Here is a 19,997-nt window from a genome sequence, read left to right as displayed (position 1 = left end):
CGTCAATTCATGGGTTCCATCTCGCTTTGGAAGCGATTATGTTCTACATGTGTTCCGGTAAGGCAGTCTAGTCAATAGGGCTATCTGCGGTCACCATGGGCAGCTCGGCTTTTCTAGGGGTGGCATGAAAATGATCCGCGAACGAATCCAATGCCGTAGCCGGTCGAAATTCAAGTTCGTACGATATCTAACGATGAGAAAAAATTCCTGCGACGAGAGAACCTCGCGGAAGTATCGCGGCTCAATCATACCTTGGTGTGCGGCGTCTGCGACCGGAGTATCGAACTCGGCCGCAAAGCTGGCAACACGTATCAGGCCACTGATCTTGCGCTAGCTTTCCACTTCCGACCCAACTTTAGGATCAACCCCTTCAGCTCTGGCTCTTGCACCAAGACGGCTGCTTCTCGCGGATGTCTCCAAATCAAATCGCGCTGGTCTTGCTCTGGAAACTTTAAGCGCTCCCGCCTGACCTCGAGCAGATAAACGCCGACGATCGAAGTTACGTGCTCGTTGTCCTTCAGGTACTTCGTATACGTGTAATGACCGAAGGTCTTCTTCCTGATCTTTCCCCGGACGCCGGCCTCTTCCCACGCTTCCCGCTCTGCGGCCTGGTACGCTTTCAAATTAGCGCACGGCCATCCCTTGGGAATGGTCCACCGCTTTGTTTGGCGGGTCGTGATCAGAAGTATGTCGATACCGCGGAGAGATTTCCGATAGCAAAGCGCCCCGACCTGCTCCGCCAGGTCGCCTGCAAAAACCCTGTGCGTGTAAGGCGTCAGCTTCGAGAAATGTCGATCCGGCTGGTCCATCGCGCGAACATGGAGCGAAGGCCGATACGCGGCAAGGCTTTCGAGTAAGTGGCCTCGCCCCTGCGGCCATGGCTAGGTAGGCAACGGCTCTCCCGTTTGTTCCTTTACCATGTATTCCGCATACCAGATTGGCCAACCTTCATCGTGTTGCCCGGTCAGTTTCTCGTGTTCACCATGGGCCTCTGACGCGCGCCGCAGCGCGGCCTCGAGTTCGGCGGAAGAAACGAAGGCTGCCCCGCCCGTGTCTATGCGACCCGGCAAGCGGCCGGTGACCTCCTGCAACAACCAGCCGTTCCCATCAGGATCATTGAACGAGGCGTAGGTCCTATAGGTGCGGCGCTCAGGGTCGCGGCCGCTTACTCTCCGGCTCCCGAAAAGGTACGGCTCGTCGGTACCAATCTTTTCTTCGCCTGCATGAAACACTTCGCTGATCCGTACACCGCGCGCCAGAAGTTCCTCGCGCGCCGCGCCGATGTCGGAGACGATCAGATATAGGCCCCGCGCAGAACCGGGCGCAGCCGAAGTGACGTTCTTTCCGAAGATGACCGAGCATCCCGAACCGGGCGGCGTGAACTGGATTACGCGCCACTCGCTACCAGCGGTGAAGTCGCCGTCTAGCCGCCAGCCAAGGCTCGCGTAGAAGCTCTTGGCCCGATCGACGTCGGCTACGGGGATTACGACCACTTCCAGCTTCATGTCGACGCCTCGATCGCGCGTGGGCCGGGGTGAATTTTCGCTGCGAACCTCGGTATTACCCATCTCGAGTCTCCTAGATTGTTTAGCTGCGAGATAAACGGCAGGTGGGGAGCGCTCACGGATGACGCGAGTTATCAAACTCTACAAACCTGCACTACGGCCGACATCAACGCGATTGCCCCTATGGTGCCCCCAGACCCGAAGTCGGATTTTAGTCGGCACGCCTCATCGAGACAACAATCCGGCAGTTGCGAGGATTTGCCGCCCATTTTCGCTGGCGTCTAAACGGAGGTTATGGCTCCGATTTCCTTGCAAGCACCAACGCTGCTTCGATGCCCGCCTCTAGTATGTCCTCAGCCAGAGACATATCCGAAACAGCGCGTGCGGTTTGCAGGGTCATCGTCATCGGCGCGACGAACTATCCGCACTTGATCGACGCCGTATTACTGCGCTCTGGCCGTCTCGAGCGCCATTTCGAAATCGGGCTTCCGGACGAGAAACCACGCGCGGATATCTTCCGGTTCTACCTTCGTGGACGCCTTTCCGACGAGGAGATCCGGACTGTGGCGTCGGATTCCGAGGCGGGTCTGGCACGGCACTACAACACGAAATGCAACATGTGACATGCCTCGGCAATACTATGGCCCGGCAAACAGTTACGACCCTACAATCTATCCTAGGATGCGGGCTGCGCCACGGCCTCGGCAATCGGAGCGGGTCGTCGTTCCAATTCAGGTGGAATCCGGAACCACAGGACATAAAGCGCCGGAAGGAAGATCAACGTCAGCGCCGCGGCAACGACCAGACCCCCCACCACGGTAAAGGCAAGCGGCGACCAGAACGGATCGCGGATGATCGGCAGCATGCCGAGGATCGTCGAACCGGCGGTCAGGAAAACCGGCCGCAGACGCTGCGCGGTGACGTCGATGACGCCCTGCCAACTCCTGCCTTCCTCCTCCATCCGTCTATCGATCTGGTCGATGAGCACCACCGAGTTTCGGGTGATCATGCCGATGAGAGCGATCATCCCGAGGACGGCGATGAAACCGACTGGCACGCGAGTGATAAGCATGATCAGCACGACGCCAATCAGCCCGAGCGGAACAACGCTGACGACCAGGATAAGGCGCTGCACGCTCTGCAGCTGAAACATCAGGACGATGAGGATGATGACAGCCATGACCGGCAGCATCGCTACGACTGCTGCGAGCCCGTCTTCCGCACCCTCAACGGAGCCACCCACCTCGATCAGATAATTGGGATTGTCGCGAATGAGTGCAGCGATCTGCGGCGTGGCGGCGTCGACGATGTCAGTCGCCAGCACGCCTTTTTCCGCGTCGGCCTGGACGGTGATCGTAGTCGAGCGGTCGTGCCGCCAGATCAACGGCTGCGTTGTCTGGTATTCCACTGTCGCGATGCTTGAAAGCGGCACGGTGTGATTGGGACCGACCGGTATCTGCAGCGAACGCAGCGTATTGATGTCGACGCGTTGATCCTCCGTCGCGCGTGCGACAACGTTGACCAGATAGATGGAATCGCGCACCTGCGTGATCGGCAAGCCCGAGGAGGTCGCAAACAGCGTCTGCGCGATAACGGACGAGTTCAACCCGACCAGCCTGGCGCGGTCTTGGTCGACGTTGATGACGACCTTCCGGATAGGTTCGTTCCAGTCGAGGTGCGGTTGAACAGCGCCTGGGACGGTATGGAGAACGTCAGCAACCTTCCAGGCGAGATCGCGCACACCGACGATATCAGGGCCGCTGACGCGATATTGAACGGGCCAGCCGACTGGTGGGCCCATTTCCAGCGGAGAGACACGGGCGATGATATCTGGGAACTGCTCGTCGAGGAGTTTTTGCAGCCTCTGCTGCAGGGCATCCCGCTGGGAAACGCTCTTGCTGATGACAACTGCCTGCGCGCGGAAGGGGGCCGGCGGATTGAGGTCCATCGAGAGATAGAAGCGGATCGGGTCGGAGCCGACGTAGAAGCTCCAGTTGGCAACCCCTTCGTCGGCGGCGAAGATTTCCTCCACCCGCTTTACCTGGGCGGCAGTCGCCTCTTGCGAGGCATCTTGTGGCAGGACGAGCGACAGAAGCAGTTCCGGACGATCTGACGATGGGAAAAATTGCCGGCGCATATACTGTGAGCCGAAAAGCGACGCGGCAAACAGGGCGACGGTCGCCAGAATGACGAGAACGCGCATGCGGACGCAGGCGCCGAGCAGCCTCTTGAAACCGCGGATAAGCTTGCTCTCGGTCTTTTCGCCGGCTTTCTCGCTCGGCTTCAGGACGGCAAGGCCAACGATCGGCGTCAGAAGCACCGCCACCAGCCAGGACACGATCAGGGAAAAGCCGATCACGAAGAACAGCGAGCGCGCGTATTCGCCCGAGGAACTCTGGGCGAAGCCAACCGGAATGAAGCCTGCAATGGTGACAAGCGTTCCCGCAAGCATCGGAAAGGCGGTGGATGTATAGGCGTACGCTGCCGCCTTCACGCGGTCCATTCCTTCCTCGAGCTTCGCCATGGTGATCTCAACCGTCACCATCGTGTCGTCGATCATCAACGTCAGCGCGATGATCAGCGCACCGAGCGAGACACGCTGCAATGCAATGCCGGTGATGTCCATGAAGAGGAAGGTCAGCGCCATCACCAGCGGGATCGAGACTGCGACGGCAAGGCCCGCTCGCACGCCGAGTGCCAGGAAACTGACACCAAGGACGATGACGACAGCCTGCGCCAGCGAAGTCGTGAAGCCGCGAATGGCGGTTTGCACCACTGTCGGCTGGCTCGCGACCCGCGTCAGATCAATGCCGATCGGCAGATCGTGCTCGAAACGATTCATGACGCTATCGATGTTTCGGCCAAGCTGCAGAATGTCGCCGCCGGAGGCCATCGAGACGGCAAGCCCGATCGCCGGCTTGCCATCGACGCGAAAGCGCGGTTGCGGCGGATCGACGGTGCCGCGCACGATATCGGCGATGTCGCCGAGGCGAACGAAGCCGGAGGCGGTCGGAATATTGAGCTCGCGCAGATCCTTTTCGCTGGCGAGACTGCCCGAAACCTCCAAGACCGTGCGATCGCGCTCGGTCGTCAGCTGGCCGGTGGGAAGAACGGCGTTCTGCGCCTGAATCGTCGAGATCACGCTCGGCATGCTGAGGCCGAGGCTGGCGAGCCGATTGGTCGAGAACTCGATGAAGATCGTCTCGTCCTGCGTGCCAATAAGCTGAACCTTGCCGATATCGTCGAGCTTGAGCAGGCGGTTGCGCGCCTCGTAGACCCAGTCACGCACCTCGCGGTCACCGAAGCCATCAGCAGTGAAACCGTAGATGATGCCAAAGGTATCGCCGAAATCGTCGTTGAAGAACGGCCCGCGGACGCCAGCCGGAAGCGTCGAGACGATGTCGCCGACCCTGGTTCGGGCCTGATACCAGGATTCGCCGACCTGGTCGGGCGGCGTTGCGTCGTCGAGCACCACGTAGATCACTGACTGGCCGGCGCTGGTCAGGCTCCTCAGGTGATCGAGATGCGGCACCTCCTCGAGTGTCCGCTCCAGCCGGTCCGTAATCTGGTCTGTAGTCTGCTCGATGGTGCCACCCGGCCACGCGGCAGACACGATCATCGTCTTGAAGGTGAATTCCGGGTCCTCGTCGCGGCCGAGATTGAAATAGGCGAGAATGCCGCCGACAGCGCTCAGAAATGCGAGGAAGACGATCAGGCTTTTGCGCTGAATGGCCCATTCGGAGAGATTGAATCCTCCGTTCATTGGACGCTTCCTTCAAGCAGGCGAACCGCCATGCCGGGACGCAGCTGCTGGACGCCGGCGACGACGACCTGATCGCCGCTCGACAGCCCCTTGCTCACGAGGAAATCCTGCGTATCGAATCGATGGACCTCTACCGGCACGAGCTTGGTGGTGTTGCTTGCCGGGTCAACCACCCAGACGGCCGGCTGGTTGTTCTGGTTGAACAGCGCCGTCATCGGCAGCCGCGCGACGGGCGCGCCTGCGATCTGGATCGTACCACGCACCGAACTGCCGAAACGGAACTCTTCAGGCGCGTTGTCCAGGCCGACGCGGACGGTGAAATTGCGCGTAACCGGATTGGCGGTCGGCGATATTTCCCTGACGGATCCACTCGCCGTCACATTTGGATTGCTTAACAACCGAACTTCGACGTGGGCATTGCTGTTGGCGGTCTGGATCGTCGCCTCCGGCACCTGGAACACCGCATCCCGCGGACCAACCTGCGCCACGCGGACGACCATCTGACCCCCGCCGACCACCTGGCCCACTTCGCCGCCAATGCCAGTGACGACGCCGGCACCATTGGCTTTCAGCGTACGGTTGTCGAGGTTGGTCTGGGCAATCCGCAACGCCGCCTCAGCGGCATCGACACCGGCCTGGGCAACATTGGCCTGCGCTATGGCCGCGTCTAACTGCTGACGGGTCGACGTCCGCGGGAAGAGTTGCTGCTGGCGATTGCGCTCGATCTCGGCGTTCTGGAAGGTCGACTGCGCGGAAAACAGATTGGCTTCCGCCTTGCGGAGCGCATCCTGGGCATCTTCGGAATCGAGCCGGGCGATCACCATTCCGACCTCCACGCGATCACCGACCTCGACGTCGCGCTCCCGGATTTCCCCGCCCTGGCGGAAGCCGAAGCTGGTCTCGACCCTTGGCTGGATCTCGCCAACCAGGGAGCCGAACGTATCCTCGGGATTGAACGAGACAGCCTGCGTCTTGACTGGCCGCGTCGGCAGCTCTTCCTTTTCCTCGCTTCTCTGGCAGCCGGAAAGGACAAGGGCGGTAAGCCCCGCGTAAACGAAAATCGCTTTGTGTCTCGACATCAAGGAACGCAACGGCATGGCGGCCTCTCACTTCTCGAACACACCCACAAGTTGGCGCGGCTTACACCGCGTCAGCGATCGGTAACCCGGGCGACCGGAGCACGCGTAAAAGGTCAGTAATCGACCGCGTCGCGGATGATCGGGCAGGTCATGCAATGCCCGCCGCCGCGCCCGCGTCCAAGTTCAGCACCGGTAATGGTGATGACTTCGATACCTTCCTTGCGAAGCAGCGTGTTCGTGTAGGTATTGCGGTCATAGGCATAGACGACGCCCGGGGAAGCGCAGACAAGGTTGGCGCCGCTATCCCACTGGGTGCGCTCGCGCATGTAGTCATTGCCCCCGGTCTGGACGACGCGCATCTTCTTCAAGCCGAGGGAGTCGCGGACCGTCTCGACGAAGCTGCCCTTGTCCTTGTGCAGCTCGACGCCGCCTTTGCCGTCCGGGCGGTAGGAGAAGGCATCGATCTTGTCGACGATGTCGGGATAGATCAGGACGCAATCACGGTCGGCGAACGTGAAGACCGTGTCGAGATGCATGGCCGCGCGCAGCTTCGGCATGGCCGCGACAATAACGCGTTCGGCTGCACCCTTTTCGAACAGCGCCTGGGCAACCTGGCTGATCGCCTGGCGCGAGGTCCGCTCGCTCATTCCGATTAGCACGTTGCCTTTGCCGATTGGCATGACGTCGCCGCCCTCGAGCGTGGCAAGCCCCCAATCCTTGGTCGGATCGCCCCACCAGACGTTCACCTTTCCGGCGAAATCCGGATGGAACTTGTAAATGGAGCTGGTGAGGATTGTCTCCTCGTGGCGGGCCGGCCAGTAAAGTGCGTTGAGCGTTACCCCGCCGTAGATCCAGCAGGTGGTGTCGCGGGTGTAGAGCGTGTTCGGTAGCGGCGGCAGCAGGTATTCGTTGACACCCGCCGCGTCGCGTATCAGCGCGAGCTGCTCACCACCGATCGATTCCGGAAATTCAAAGGTCGAGAGGCCGCCGATCAGCGTTTCGGCGAGCTCGCGGTTGGAAAGCCCCTCCAGATAGGAGCGAACCTCGTCAAGCAATCCGAGCCCGATCTGGTTCGGCGCGACCTGGTTATCGAGGATCCACTTCTTCGCTTCCGGGATGGCAACTGTTTCGGCGAGCAGATTGTGCATCTCAACGACTTCGACGCCGCGATCGCGCATCTTCGTCATGAAGTCGAAATGGTCGCGTTTGGCATTGTCGACCCAAAGCACGTCGTCAAAGAGAAGATCGTCGCAATTGCTCGGTGTCAGGCGCTGGTGAGCCCGGCCGGGCGCGCAGACCATCACCTTGCGAAGCTGGCCCACTTCCGAATGCACGCCGAAAGGGATGTCTGATGTCATGACGCTCCTGCCTTTCTGTTCAAGGTGTGATGATGCCCGTCAACAGGCCGTAGGCCCCGATCAGGCCGGCAATCAATGTAACGGCGAAGATGATGAGCTCGGTGGAGGTAAACAGCTGCAATTTCTGCTCACGCCGCGCCCAGACATAAAGAATGGTGCCAGGCACCAGGAGGACGGCGACGAGAAGCACATATTTGAGACCGGCGGCAATGAACATGAAGATCGTGTAGATGACGGCGATCCAGGCGAAAATCTGGTCGCGACCGCGCTCATTGGGCGTCGTTTCATAGCCCACGCCGCTGCGGGCAAGCAAAACGCCGTAGCCGGCGACGAGGAGATAGGGCAGAAGCGAGGTGACGCTCGTCATGTCGAGCATGAAATTGAAGGCGTCGCGTGACCAGTAGGTGGAGATGATGAACAGCGACACGACCAGGTTCGTCAACCACAACGCGTTGGCTGGTACGCGATTGGCATTCTGCGCGGCAAAGAGCCTCGGCATGTCGTCGGACTTGGCCGCGGCGAAGAGCACTTCGGCGCAGATCAGCGACCAGGCGAGATAAGCGCCCAACACCGAGACCAGAACGCCAATCGAGATGAATACGGCGCCCCAGTGCCCGACAACGGCTTCGAGAACCGCGGCCATTGAAGGTTGCTGGACCGCGGCAATCGCCGATTGCGGCATCACCGCATAGGGAAGCATGGTCACCGCCACCATCAGACCGGTGACGCCGACAAAGCCCAGTATGGTTGCGGCGCCGACATCGGAGCGTTTTTCGGCAAAGCGTGAATAGACGCTTGCGCCTTCGATGCCGATGAACACGAACACAGTGATCAACATGGTATCGCGGACCTGCGCGACCAGCGGCTTTGCCGGCATGTCCGCACCGCCAAAGAAGTTCTCGGAGAACTGCGTGTAGTTGAAAAAGAAGATCAGCAGCAGGATGAAGACGAGGATCGGCACGATCTTGGCGACGGTGACGACGGTGTTGATGAACGCTGCCTGCTCCACTCCCTTCAGGATCATGAAATGGAAGGCCCAGACGCCCAGCAGCGACACGATGATCGCAATCGCGCTGCTTCCGTCGCCGAAGATGCCCGGGAAAAAGCGCCCTAGCGTCGACCCGATGAGCACCCAGTAGAAGACGTTGCCGAGGCAACTTCCGAGCCAGTAACCGAAGGCCGAAAGGAAGCCCATGTAGTTGCCGAAACCAGCCTTGGCATAGGCGAACACGCCCGCGTCGATGTCCGGCCGTTTCTCGGCGAGAGCCTGAAACACACGCGCGAGCATGTACATGCCGGTACCCGCGATTGCCCAGGCAATGATGGCTCCGAAAGGCCCCGTGGCGGCGCCGAAGCGACCGGGCAGGTTGAAAATGCCGGCCCCGACCATGGATCCGACAACCATGCCAGTGAGTGCCAACCGGGAAAATTTCTGCGTGGATTGAGATGCCATGTCGCCCTCTCATGCCAACTGATGTTGCTTTTTAAGGCTTATGCACGTCGTGTAATTATTTGCTCTGGAACGATAATTCGTTTCCCCGCGACTGTGATCCGTATGAAGTACCACGAATATGCGATGCCTGCAATTTTTTGCGACCACTGGCTGTAAATGCGCGACCACTCATCGCGTTGCGCGATCGACTAAATGCTAATACGTCCTGTCGCGATGCCGAGGATCGCGACAACTGCGCCGACGGCCGCAACCATAAATATGGCGGTCTCCGCCGGAGTAAAGGCTCGCGCACTCTGCTCGCGTCTGGCCATGAAGTAGAGGATGGTTCCAGGTCCATAGATGGCGGCCGACAATAGCAGGTGCTTGGCGCCCGCGGCATAGATCAGCCCGGCGGTATAGAGAAGCGCGATACCGGCCCGCACGAAGTCGCCACGATGACCGGACGAATCCCGCTCGTATGTCTCGCCGGTCCAGGCGAGCTTGAAGCCGTAAGCCGCAACTAAGAGGTACGGGATCAGGATCATCGAGCTCGTCAGCTCCAGCGCCAGGGTGAAGGCGTATTGCGCAAAGAGAGTGAGGATCAGGAACACCTGGACCACAATGTTGGTGAGCCAGAGCGCGTTCGAAGGAACACCGCTTTCGTTCTCTTTGGAAAGAAAGCGCGGCATCGTGTCGAACTTCGATGCCGAATAGAGAATTTCGGCGGCGAGCAGCACCCAAGAAAGGTAGGCGCCGGCGACCGAGATTATCAGAGCGGCGCTGACGAACAGCCGACCCCACGGTCCGACCACCGCTTCGAGCACGCCGGCCATTGAAGGATTTCTGAGCGTTGCGAGATCCGTGCGCGGCATTATCCCGTAGGACAGGAGCGTAATCAGAACCATCAGCGAAAGCACGCCGAGAAAGCCGGTCAGCGTTGCGATACCAACATCGGCCCGGTTGCGTGCGTAACGCGAATAAACGCTCGCGCCCTCGATACCGACAAAGACGAAGACCGTGACCAGCATGGTCGCGCGCACCTGGCTGGAAATGTCGGCGAAGGTCGGGTCACCGCCGCCCCAGAAATTGGCGGCGAACAGGTCGTATCTGAAACCCGCAATCACGAAGACGATGAAGAGCAAGATGGGAACAATCTTCGCAAATGTAACGATCGTGTTGATTACCGCGGCTTCGCGAATGCCGCGCAGGATGACGAAATGCATGCACCAGAGGAGGATCGAAGACGTTGCGACCGCGAGTATCGTGTTGCCATCGCCGAAGATCGGGAAGAACAGCCCCAGTGTCGATTTGATGAGCACAAAGTAAGAAACATTGCCCAGCAGCGCCGCCGACCAGTAGCCAAGAGCCGAGAGGAAGCCGAGATAGTTGCCGAAGCCGGCCTTGGCATAGGCATAGATGCCTGCGTCGAGATCGGGGCGGCGCCGCGACAGTGATTGGAAGACGAAGGCGAGCATCAGCATGCCGACGCCGGCAATCGTCCAGGCGATGATGGCACCGAACGGTCCGGTTGCGCGGCCGAAGGCCTGTGGCAAGGAAAATATCCCTGCGCCGACCATCGAGCCCACACACATCGCCATCAAGGTCCAAATCGAAAACTTTCCTTCAGAGGGGGAGGTCATGACACAAACCGAGTTGTTGGATGGGTGAAGTTTAGCGCGTCCTTTGACGCAAAGTGCTCAGCAAGAAATCCAGAAACTACGCCTCCAGTCCCATTTGCAGGATTACGCACGGGCCGCGCCTGTATTGGATGCCGATCATTAACCACGTGCATAGGTCCCGAAAAGGTAAAGGACGATGATGTAACAGAGTATCTGCAGTGAGTAGGTCTGGCCATTGCCGGTATAGGCCTGGCGAACCCACTGCGCCGCTCCAATGACCGTCGCGCTAGTCCCGTTCCAGACGGCCCTGGCCAAGGGTTCGGTGACCGCTGCCAACGCCGGTTTATAAAAGCGATAGAAGGCGTCGATGCTCGTTTTCGAAAAGCGGCCGAGATTGCCCCGGTAAATAAGCCAGGCGACGAGAAAGATCGCAGCCGACAGCATAAGGGCGACCGTCATCGCTGGCAGTGGATTCCAGTGCGCATAAACCGCTTCGAGCGACATTCCCTGCCAGACGAGCCTTGAGGAAAATTGCGGGTCGATTGCTGCCGAAATCGGACCCATCACGAGTTTCGGGAAGAATGAGAGTGCCAGAATGGCGACCGCAAGCAGCGCTTGCGGCGCAAGCAGGCTGATCGGGGCTTCACGCAGATATAGCCGGTCTCCTTTCGGTTGGCTTAGGAAGATCGCGTAGGCGAAGCGGAACATGTAAAGCAGACCGAGCAAGGTCGCAGCCACCCCAAGCGCGGCCAGCCCGTACCACCCACGATCGATCATGGCACTGAGGAGCAGCCATTTGGCGCCGAAGCCGACGAGTGGCGGCAGTCCCGACATTGACAGCAGCGCGACGACGGCAAGCACGAACGTGAGCGGCATTGCCGTCATAAGTCCGCTGATCTCGTCGAAGCGGCGCGTGCCGGTTCGCAAAATGACGGCAGCTGCCACGAGAAAGAGAATGCCCTTGACCATCAGATGGTTGGCGATGAGATACATCGCCGTCACCCAGCCAAGATGGCTCATCATGGCGATGGCCGTCATGATATAGCCGATCTGGCTCATGCTCGAGTAAGCGAGCATGAGCTTTACGTCATCCTGCTTGAGCGCCATCGCTGCACCGCCAAGCGTGGTCAGAAGGCCGATCCAGGCCATCACATGTGCAAGCTCCAACCCCGTGTTTGCCCTTATCGCCAGATAGGTGACAAGAAACAGGCCGACGATCGCGACCTTGCTGACCACGGCCGATAGCATCGCCGACATGTCATCATCGGCTTCCGCATAGGCGCCGGGAAGCCAAACATGCAGGCCGATCGCGCCGGCCTTGATGAGAAAGCCAATCCCCAAGAGGGTGAATGCCATCGACGCCATGCTGGATGAAACGAGGGCGTCCAGGGAGATGGTGCCGCTCGCTGCAGCCGAAAGCCCGAAACCGGAAAGAATGCAGAAGGCCGAAATCAGGGAAAACATCAGGAAGGGCAAGGCATGCGGGTGCGCACTTCGCCCTTGCATGATGAGGAAATAGGTCGACAGGGTGATCAGTTCCCAGTTGAAGAAGAACTCGAGACTGGTGGGCGCCCAAAGCAGTCCGACGATCGCAAGCGGCAGGACCGTCATGAATGGATAGTAGCCGGGACGCTGATCGGTGCGATAAAGCCCCGCCATGGCAACGACGAGCCCGCCCCCAAGCAGTAGAGCCGCGAACAGCTGATTGAGCCCGGACATCAAAGAGACTTGTGCCATACCGAGAAAGAACACGAGCGCGAGCATCAGCACGCATTTGATCCGGCCGGGAAGCCCGTCCACGCAGAAGACGACGAGACCCGCCAGGAGCGGCAGGAAAAGCTGGAGCGAGGCAACCCCGGCAAGGCGTGATGCGATCCAACCTCCCGCAGTCAGTAACATCACGCAGACAAGCGACGGCGCGAGTGCAGCGATCCTGGGCCAGGCTTCGGCAATCTCGGCCGACGCCCGTGTCGACTGCTTGAACCAGCGAAACATATAGGCAGCTTCGAGAAGCGACCCAGCCAGAATGAGGATCACCCAACCGTAGCGCTCGCCCGCGGCAAGGCGCACCACGAGTTCCCACTTTGCCCAGAAGCCGGGGAAAGGTGGCAGACCGGAGATTGCAACCAGCAACATGGCAAAGACGAGGAGCGTCAGCGGTCGGTTGGCGATGGCAGGCCATGCCGCGGTGCGTGGGAGCCCAACCGCACCGACCAGCCAGAACAGGCCGGCCTTCGCGAAAAGATGGTTGAAGAACAGCCCGCCGACCACAAGCGGCATCGCTGCGTCGGCGTCGAGTTCTCGCAGCAAGGCAAGCGACAGCATCAGCAGGCCCATCTGGGCAATCGACGAATAGCCGAGCAGGCGCTGCACCTTCGTCTGCGGCAGACCGGCGAGATTGGAGAAGAGAAAGGTCAGGCCACCCGCCCAGGCGATGAGGTCGTAATGGGTCGCAAACAGCGGCAACAGCTTGAACAGCGCAAAGAAGACGCCCGCCGACACGCCGCCGGAGATGAGGGCCGCAATCCCGGCGGGCGCGGTTTCGTAAACGTCAAGACCCCAGCCATTGGCGGGGAAGGGTTTCAGTTCGAGTATCAGCGCCGACAGGACAAAGAGAAGCGCCGTCGTGCCGATCGGGCCTGATATCAGCGCCCTGTGTTCGATCATGTCGTCGATGTTGAGGGTTCCGGTGACGTGGTAGAGCAGCACCGCGCCCAACAGGAAGCATGACGAGGCAAGCACCGTCGCCATGATATACTTGAAGCTTGCCGAAAGTGCCGCAGGGCTGCCCTCCATCCCAAGCAGGCCGTAGGTCGCGATCGACATGATTTCCAAAAAGACGAACTGGTTGAACAGATCGCGGGTCATCACCATGCCGTTGATGCCCATGACCAGTATGAGATAGAGCAGCAGTGCCGCATAGGAGTTACGCAGCCGGCCCCACAGCTGCCAGACGCCGAGCATTGCGGCGAGATTTACGCTGACGGCGAAAAACCCCTCCCAAAGCCCGAAGCGCAGATTAATGGAAAAGGGTGGGATCGCTCCGGCGGTATAGATCTCGTTTGTCGAGCCGCCACGGAGTAGCCACCACAATTGGACTACAGAGACCAGCGTCATACCGGCAAGGGCAGCGAAGAAGACGATGGCCGGGAGCGGCTTGGCAATGCGATAGACAAGCGGGATCAGAAAGCCGCCGCCAAGGCCGAGCAGGAAGATCGTCAGCGGTTGCAGCACGCCTCCTACCATTTCGATTCCGTCAGCGCATCGATGGAGAGAGTTTTCCTGGCATCATGGATACGGATCGCAAAGGCGAGCATCACGGCGGTCACGGAAAAGCCGATGACGATCGCCGTGACCACCAGCGCGGCGGGGATGGGATCAACCGAACGCACCGTTGCTTCGGAGATTGAAAGCGCCTTGTCGATGATCGGCGCCGTCCCCCCGGTTACATAGCCTGTCGCGACCATCACCAGATGCAGGCCGGTATTGATCAACGAAAAGCCGATGATGATGCGCAGTATGTTGCGATGGCCAAGCATCCCCCAGAAGCCGATGAGGACGAGCGCGAAGCCCGTGACCATGAGAATGTGCGACACCGGCAGCCCCATGTTTCCTCCTTCAGCTTCTGAAGCGATCGATGACGACGCTGAGCTCCGCCCCTACCTTGATACCCAACAGCGCCGAAATCACCGGGATCGCCCCGGCGCTGGCGAGCGAGCCAAACTCACCCTTGGGCAGGATGTGGCTGTCGAGAAACCCGCCTGCGAACCAGAGCCCGCAAATCCCGAGCAGGACGTAAATGACGCCCGCCAGCGATTCCGTTACGCTTAGAAAGCCTTGATGGAGGCCCGTGCCGGGGCGGGCGAGCACTAGCAGCATCACGCCCGACGCCACCACGGCCCCTCCCTGGAAGCCGCCGCCGGCCGAAAGGTGACCGTTCATGATAACATAGGCGCCGAACAGGAAGATCAGCGGCAGGATGATCTTCGCGCCGTTTTCCACGAGCTCGCTTGGTCGCGGGGCTTCGTTCGTGCGGTCTTGCGCCGGCGATCCGCCAAGCAGGATGCCAACGCTCGCAGCCACCATGAAAAGGACGGCCACTTCGCCGAGTGTATCGAAGCCGCGAAAGGTGATCAGGATGCCGGTGACGACGTTCGCTCCGCCGAGATCCTGTGGCACCGCGGTGAGATAGTGCCGGGCAAGCGGCGAGAGCGTCTGGCGTTCGCTATATCCGCCTGCGACGCCGGCGAAGATTAACGCGAAGACGAGGATGGCAAGAAGGCTGAAGACGCGTTTTGTCATGCCTTGCCCTCCTTGGCCGCCTCATCTGCATCGCGAAGCGCGTCCACAACCGTCGTCTCCGCCATCGGCGTGCGTACTGCATGGGCCGCGCGCGACAGCGCGTGCGACGACAGGGGGTTGGTTATCAGAACGAAAACGGCGACAATCAAGAGCTTGAGCGACCAATCGGGATGGTAGATGCCAAGCCCGGCGACGACAAGAATGTTGCCGAGCGTCGAGGCCTTGGTCCCCGCCTGGATGCGGGTGAAGACATCGGGCATGCGCAAAAGCCCGAGGCCGGCGGAAAAGAGAAAGAACGCGCCGACGAGGATGACGATGCTGCCGACTAGCTCCTGCACATCTCACTCCTTCTCACTACCGGCGTCTCCGCCGCCGGTTCTGCGAATGGCATAGAGAAAGATCAGCGTCGCGAGCCCGGAACCGATTGCTGCTTCTGCCATGGCGACATCGGGCGCGGCAAGCAGCACGTAGGAGACGGCCGCAAGCAGGCTCGCGAGCCCCGAACTCACCATCGCCGTCATGAGATTGGGAAGGCGCACAGCAAGAACCCCGCTGATCAGGATGYACCCGCACACCAGCATAACGAGAAGCTCCAGCATCGTGTCACGGCCCCTTTTCCAGGAAACGAGCGATAGCAAGCACGGCAAGGAAGCTGAGCAGCCCGTAGACGAGCGCCACATCGATATACACGAACCGGCCGGAAAGATGCGCATAAAGCGTCACCAGCGCGATCGAGACCACGGTCAGCATGTCGATTGCCACGACGCGGTCCATGAGGGTTTTGCCGATGATCAGACGCAGCGCCCCAAAAACGATGCTGAAGAAGATGAGAACGGCGGCAATGCGAACGATGAAATCAGCCAAACGCCGCCCCCAGGTGCTTTTCGAAGGGTCCGGCGATCATCGCGGCGGCTTGCTCCGGGTCTGTCGTCTTCACATCGAGCCAATGAACGAAAAGGGCGTCGTCCCTGATGTCCATGACCAGCGATCCGGGGGTCAGCGCGATCGCATTGGCAAGGGCAAGGCGACCGATCGGCGATTTCAGCCGCATCGGGATCCTCACGATGCCGGGGTGAATGTCGATGCGCGGCGAATAAACGTAGCGCAGCATGTTGACGTTCGCCTTCACCAGTTCGATGAAGAATACCGATGCAAAGGCAAGGAAATGGTATGCCGCGCCCGGTGTCAGCGCGGTCTGCTGCCATAGTCCATAGCGACGAGAAACGATCGCTGCGATGGAAAGGGAGATGACGGCGCCTGTCATCACGACCGGCAGAGCGAGTGAAGCGTTCACGATCAGCCAGAGCGCGAACAGCAAAACCCAAAGGCCGATCAACCCCTTGAGGGCTTCAGGCAAGCCGTGTTCGGTAGTTTCGCTCTCCGCCGGCATAGCATCGACCTTCGTCGCCACTGCTAGTAGCAATCAAGCAGGGTTACCCCTCGAAATCAAGGGGGGCCGCCCTCCCGTAGGCCGACACCGATCGAACGAAACCTGACATCGCCGACGAAGGTTGTGGCATTGCTTGCTCAAAATCTCGAAACCCGGGAAGCCCCAAGATGATCAGAGCCTCAACCAAATGTCATCGAAATCAAGCTTGAAATTTGCAGCAGAGCCGTTCGGACTTTCAAAGCTTTTCAAAGAAATCGTTCAAAGGCCGGATTGCGTAGAAGACAATTCGAAGACATTCGATCCTCGAAATTATCTTAATGCTCCGCTAACATTTCATAAGTTTAATCAGAGTTAGAAGCCGGGAAGTAACTTGGCGGCAAGACGCTCTCTGGCGAATTGCTGCCTGTCTTGCCGTTAGCAGCCACTTTTCTCCCCGACAGCTTCATTGAAGCAATCAATGATCGACGAGTGGTGATCAAGATGTTTGCCAGGCTATTGGTACTAAGCCGTTATATCATGATCCTGCCAGTGGTCGTGACGTTGATTGGAGCCATATCGCTGATAGTTTACGAGACTGCGGTCATGGCTCTAAGTATCCGCGATACAGTGGAGAACATTGCTATCTCGACGCAAGCAGTCAAAATGTTTGCGATCGGAGTGGTCGAGGGCATTGATGTCTTCCTAATCGCCGTAGCCGCCTACATTATCAGTCTCGGCCTTTATACGCTTTTCATTGACGAGAATTTGGAGCGCCCCCGATGGCTCATGCTGAAAGATCTCGAAGACCTGAAAGCAAATTTGGTCAGCGTGGTGATTGCCGTGCTTGCGGTACTGTTTCTTCGAGAGGCTGTTGCGTGGGATGGGTCGCAAAGAATTGTCTATTTGGGCGTGGCGACAGCCCTTATCATCTTTGCGCTAGCTTTCTACCTTTCTAAGCACAAAGGCTCCCCGCCATGATGCGTGGTCGTTCGTCGGCAGGCCGCTTCTTCGTCAAGCCGGCCGGCGGCTGAGGACGGAAAGTTCTGGCCTGCGCACCATTGCCGGCCCGGCAAATTGCCTGGACAGCACGAATAGCATCTATTGCGCCGGAGCCGTTTCCTCTATCCGCTCGCTTCCGCCGAGCGCCCACCGGGTGACTGGGCGAGCGAGAAGGACGAGGACGATCCCGAAGCCGGCGCTGATCAGGAAGATGCGGGTGAACGCGTCCGGAAGTCCGGCGGCATGTTCGGTGTCCATACCTGCGGCCAGCAATCCCGCCATCAGGTTGCCGAGCGACGCGGCGACAAACCAGAACCCCATGATCTGGCTGGTGAAGCGCTCTGGCGCAAGGCGGGAGAAGGTTGAAAGCCCGACCGGACTGAGCATCAGTTCGCCGACTGTGTGCAGCAGGTAGGTACAGACGAGGAAGAGCCCGGTAACCTTTACGCCCGTTGCCGCTGTGTGCGCCGCCGGCACTAGGATCAGGTAGCCCAGGCCCATCGCGACGAGCGCCAGTCCAAACTTCACGAAAACGGGAATGGTCCAGCGTTTCTCGGCATAGATCCAGAACGCCGCAAAAGCCGGGGTCAGCAGGATGATGAAGAGGGAGTTCAAGTTCTGGAACCATGAGGCAGGCACCGTGAAACCGCCAAGTTGGCGCTGTGTGAGGTCGTTTGCGAAGAGGTTGAGCGAGGAGCCGGCCTGTTCAAAACCGGACCAGAAGAGCGCGGCGGCCACGAAAAGGAGCGCAAGGACGATCATGCGCCGTTTCTCCGAGCCACTCAGGTCCCCTGCCAAATAGATGTTGAGGAAGAAGCCGATGGCCACAGTCACGATGATCAGGCCCATGGCCTGTGCCAGCCCTTGCGCGCTGGTCAGATTGATCTGACCGGTTAGCGCTGCTGCGGCGACCAGGACGACGACGAGGCCACCGATAGCACCCGTGAAGAGGTGGTCACGACGGCCGGTCGCCGCGTCGGGGTGATGGTGCACGGCGGGCGCCCCACCTTTGTCGCGAAGCGAGGTGCGGCTCGCCCGCAGGAAGTTGATCAACCCCAAGAACATGGCAACGGCAGCCGCGCCGAAACCCCAATGCCAGCCCCAGTTCTCGCCGAGATAGCCGGCAATAAGTCCTCCGAGGATCGCGCCGATGTTGATGCCCATGTAGAAGAACGAGAACCCTGCGTCGCGGCCGCCGATATCGTTCTTGTCATAGAGTTGGCCGACCATGGTCGAGATGTTTGGCTTGAGAAGCCCGGTGCCGATCGCGATGCAGAGGAGGCCGAGGAAGAACACGATTGCAGCGGAGCCGGAGACCGCGAGCAGGACATGCCCGATCATGATGACGACACCGCCAACGACGATCGCGCGCTTGCAACCCCAGAAGCGGTCGGCGATCCAACCGCCTGGCAGCGCCAATATGTAGGCCGACGCGGTATACAGGCCATAGATCGCTGCGGCGTCGGCCGTGGCGAGACCCAGGCCGCTGTTTTCGACCCGATCCACGAGGTAAAGGATGAGGATCGCCCGCATGCCGTAGTAGCTGAAGCGCTCCCACATCTCGACGAGAAAARGCGCAACCAGTCCTGGTGGATACTTGACAGACGTCGTCATCGGCTCCCCCCGACTTTTTCATCTGCGCTAGTATAGCGCGAATCACCGCGGAAAGCGCGCGCTACCTACCTCGCGCTATGGCGAGGAGAGCGTCCAATACCCGCGAATGCTCGTAAGTCCTTTGCCGCAACATTGGAGTCGGCAGCATATTGGATGAATTTGATTTCAGCTTTGAGCGATCACAAAGGCGATATCAGGTTGGGACAAGGCGTGGCAAAACCGGACTTAGGGCGGCGCAGTAACGGAGTGTGCAACCTCGCTAAGGCGATGGGGTGGATTGCAAGGGCGGTGCATTGAGCCGGCCGCGTGCCTGCTGCGAGGAGGTTTTTTGTATCAATGCTGCTTGGCGCGAGCACGCCCACACTCTGGAAACGAATTTGCTTCATGCTTCTTCCCTAATATTTGCTATATAGATACGCGATTGATACTCGTGGTTGGCGCACCATTATCCTCCGTAGGAAATCTTGCTCGAGCAAACATAGTTGGTGGAAGAAACGCGATCATGTTACGCTCATTGCTCCTAGTCATCTGCGTGACCATTGCAGGAGGCTCCCTTTCAGCGTGCGCTCCTCATACCGAGCCCATCGATGTTAACAGCAATGCCGCGCTCAGCACGAAGTCAGCAAATAGGAGCCCAGGCCCTAGGCGCGTCAAAGGCACGACTGACTGCAAGGCAAAGCCCAATTACGCAGGGATGCTCCGTACACTCTGCTATTGACCGCTTAGAGCCTCTTTCAACGGACTTGGGCGGCCGAGCCAGCGGGGACACTGGCATGGCCATCTAACGTCGAACACGAGAAGTTGCTGCTCGTCGTGACGCGTGCGGCTTGAGACGAAGCGGACCTCGCAATCAAGGGTTATCGAGCACGCGTCACAGTTCCTCGGCTTCGAGCGATGACCAATCCGCGAAGATTTCGACGCGAGCACGTTGCGGCCTTGAAATCGATTCGTCAAAGG

General features: G+C 59.5%; 17 protein-coding genes. 2 read left to right on the top strand and 15 right to left on the bottom strand.

The annotated features are described in order from the left end of the window. Positions 1-311 precede the first annotated feature (311 nt). Positions 312-809 (bottom strand): NUDIX hydrolase, encoded by a 498-nt coding sequence (locus AC1DE4_RS25000; RefSeq protein ID WP_169682054.1) that lies wholly within the window; start codon positions 807-809, stop codon positions 312-314. Positions 810-881: 72 nt separating this feature from the next. Further along, on the bottom strand, positions 882-1,568 hold the full coding sequence (locus AC1DE4_RS24995; RefSeq protein WP_169682053.1) for a VOC family protein: 687 nt from the start codon (positions 1,566-1,568) through the stop codon (positions 882-884). 284 nt (positions 1,569-1,852) lie between these two features. On the opposite strand from AC1DE4_RS24995, the gene AC1DE4_RS24990 reads away from it, so the two are divergent. Further along, complete coding sequence (locus AC1DE4_RS24990; protein ID WP_246733677.1) at positions 1,853-2,128, top strand: AAA family ATPase; 276 nt, start codon at positions 1,853-1,855, stop codon at positions 2,126-2,128. 53 nt (positions 2,129-2,181) lie between these two features. On the opposite strand, the gene AC1DE4_RS24985 is transcribed toward AC1DE4_RS24990, so the two are convergent. From AC1DE4_RS24985 to AC1DE4_RS24930, 12 genes are all read right to left on the bottom strand, one after another. Next, positions 2,182-5,268, bottom strand: a complete 3,087-nt coding sequence (locus AC1DE4_RS24985) for an efflux RND transporter permease subunit (RefSeq protein ID WP_477883579.1) — start codon at positions 5,266-5,268, stop codon at positions 2,182-2,184. Continuing rightward, positions 5,265-6,365, bottom strand: coding sequence for an efflux RND transporter periplasmic adaptor subunit (locus AC1DE4_RS24980; protein WP_169682051.1), 1,101 nt, complete (start codon positions 6,363-6,365; stop codon positions 5,265-5,267). The genes AC1DE4_RS24985 and AC1DE4_RS24980 overlap by 4 nt, the downstream gene beginning before the upstream one ends. Positions 6,366-6,460: 95 nt before the next feature. Continuing rightward, positions 6,461-7,705 carry an arginine deiminase gene (gene arcA / locus AC1DE4_RS24975; protein ID WP_018856278.1) on the bottom strand — a complete coding sequence of 415 codons (1,245 nt, stop codon included), beginning with the start codon at positions 7,703-7,705 and terminating at the stop codon, positions 6,461-6,463. A 19-nt stretch (positions 7,706-7,724) separates the two neighbouring features. Beyond that, positions 7,725-9,158 (bottom strand): basic amino acid/polyamine antiporter, encoded by a 1,434-nt coding sequence (locus AC1DE4_RS24970; protein ID WP_018856277.1) that lies wholly within the window; start codon positions 9,156-9,158, stop codon positions 7,725-7,727. 188 nt (positions 9,159-9,346) lie between these two features. Beyond that, positions 9,347-10,777, bottom strand: coding sequence for a basic amino acid/polyamine antiporter (locus AC1DE4_RS24965; RefSeq protein WP_192305801.1), 1,431 nt, complete (start codon positions 10,775-10,777; stop codon positions 9,347-9,349). 138 nt (positions 10,778-10,915) lie between these two features. Next, positions 10,916-14,002 carry a complex I subunit 5 family protein gene (locus AC1DE4_RS24960; protein WP_192305803.1) on the bottom strand — a complete coding sequence of 1,029 codons (3,087 nt, stop codon included), beginning with the start codon at positions 14,000-14,002 and terminating at the stop codon, positions 10,916-10,918. After that, positions 13,996-14,364: a sodium:proton antiporter gene (locus AC1DE4_RS24955; RefSeq protein WP_169682048.1), complete on the bottom strand. Its 369-nt coding sequence runs from the start codon at positions 14,362-14,364 to the stop codon at positions 13,996-13,998. Before AC1DE4_RS24955 ends, AC1DE4_RS24960 begins: the two co-directional genes overlap by 7 nt. 10 nt (positions 14,365-14,374) lie before the next feature. Then, positions 14,375-15,058 carry a hydrogen gas-evolving membrane-bound hydrogenase subunit E gene (gene mbhE, locus AC1DE4_RS24950; RefSeq protein ID WP_169682047.1) on the bottom strand — a complete coding sequence of 228 codons (684 nt, stop codon included), beginning with the start codon at positions 15,056-15,058 and terminating at the stop codon, positions 14,375-14,377. Then, a complete protein-coding gene (gene mnhG / locus AC1DE4_RS24945; protein ID WP_169682046.1) occupies positions 15,055-15,396 on the bottom strand; it encodes a monovalent cation/H(+) antiporter subunit G in 342 nt (113 codons plus the stop codon). Before mnhG ends, mbhE begins: the two co-directional genes overlap by 4 nt. 3 nt (positions 15,397-15,399) lie before the next feature. After that, positions 15,400-15,657 carry a hydrogenase subunit MbhD domain-containing protein gene (locus AC1DE4_RS24940; RefSeq protein WP_477883574.1) on the bottom strand — a complete coding sequence of 86 codons (258 nt, stop codon included), beginning with the start codon at positions 15,655-15,657 and terminating at the stop codon, positions 15,400-15,402. A 4-nt stretch (positions 15,658-15,661) separates the two neighbouring features. After that, positions 15,662-15,922 (bottom strand): MrpF/PhaF family protein, encoded by a 261-nt coding sequence (locus tag AC1DE4_RS24935; RefSeq protein WP_018856270.1) that lies wholly within the window; start codon positions 15,920-15,922, stop codon positions 15,662-15,664. Then, entirely contained in the window at positions 15,915-16,481 is a 567-nt protein-coding gene (locus tag AC1DE4_RS24930) for a Na+/H+ antiporter subunit E (protein ID WP_246733676.1), read from the bottom strand. The genes AC1DE4_RS24935 and AC1DE4_RS24930 overlap by 8 nt, the downstream gene beginning before the upstream one ends. 363 nt (positions 16,482-16,844) lie before the next feature. Here AC1DE4_RS24930 and AC1DE4_RS24925 point away from each other — a divergent pair, with 363 nt between their 5' ends. After that, positions 16,845-17,405, top strand: a complete 561-nt coding sequence (locus AC1DE4_RS24925; RefSeq protein WP_018856268.1) for a YqhA family protein — start codon at positions 16,845-16,847, stop codon at positions 17,403-17,405. 120 nt (positions 17,406-17,525) lie between these two features. Here the strand turns inward: AC1DE4_RS24925 and AC1DE4_RS24920 are convergent, their stop codons facing one another. Next, the gene (locus AC1DE4_RS24920) at positions 17,526-19,040 is read right to left on the bottom strand and encodes a peptide MFS transporter (RefSeq protein ID WP_477883572.1); all 1,515 of its coding nucleotides are present in this window, start codon (positions 19,038-19,040) and stop codon (positions 17,526-17,528) included. Positions 19,041-19,997: the final 957 nt, after the last annotated feature.

The organism is Rhizobium sp. 10N414 (genome assembly GCF_056394785.1).
The sequence above is the reverse complement of the archived record's forward strand: the minus strand, read 5'-3'. Positions and strand labels throughout refer to the sequence as shown.

What these genes read in the sequence shown, in the direction of transcription:
- AC1DE4_RS25000 (WP_169682054.1), bottom strand. Translation starts at nt 809, where the DNA reads ATGGACCAGCCGGATCGACATTTCTCGAAGCTGACGCCTTACACGCAC.
- AC1DE4_RS24995 (WP_169682053.1), bottom strand. Translation starts at nt 1,568, where the DNA reads ATGGGTAATACCGAGGTTCGCAGCGAAAATTCACCCCGGCCCACGCGC.
- AC1DE4_RS24990 (WP_246733677.1), top strand. Translation starts at nt 1,853, where the DNA reads ATGTCCTCAGCCAGAGACATATCCGAAACAGCGCGTGCGGTTTGCAGG.
- AC1DE4_RS24985 (WP_477883579.1), bottom strand. Translation starts at nt 5,268, where the DNA reads ATGAACGGAGGATTCAATCTCTCCGAATGGGCCATTCAGCGCAAAAGC.
- AC1DE4_RS24980 (WP_169682051.1), bottom strand. Translation starts at nt 6,365, where the DNA reads ATGCCGTTGCGTTCCTTGATGTCGAGACACAAAGCGATTTTCGTTTAC.
- arcA (WP_018856278.1), bottom strand. Translation starts at nt 7,705, where the DNA reads ATGACATCAGACATCCCTTTCGGCGTGCATTCGGAAGTGGGCCAGCTT.
- AC1DE4_RS24970 (WP_018856277.1), bottom strand. Translation starts at nt 9,158, where the DNA reads ATGGCATCTCAATCCACGCAGAAATTTTCCCGGTTGGCACTCACTGGC.
- AC1DE4_RS24965 (WP_192305801.1), bottom strand. Translation starts at nt 10,777, where the DNA reads ATGACCTCCCCCTCTGAAGGAAAGTTTTCGATTTGGACCTTGATGGCG.
- AC1DE4_RS24960 (WP_192305803.1), bottom strand. Translation starts at nt 14,002, where the DNA reads ATGGTAGGAGGCGTGCTGCAACCGCTGACGATCTTCCTGCTCGGCCTT.
- AC1DE4_RS24955 (WP_169682048.1), bottom strand. Translation starts at nt 14,364, where the DNA reads ATGGGGCTGCCGGTGTCGCACATTCTCATGGTCACGGGCTTCGCGCTC.
- mbhE (WP_169682047.1), bottom strand. Translation starts at nt 15,058, where the DNA reads ATGACAAAACGCGTCTTCAGCCTTCTTGCCATCCTCGTCTTCGCGTTA.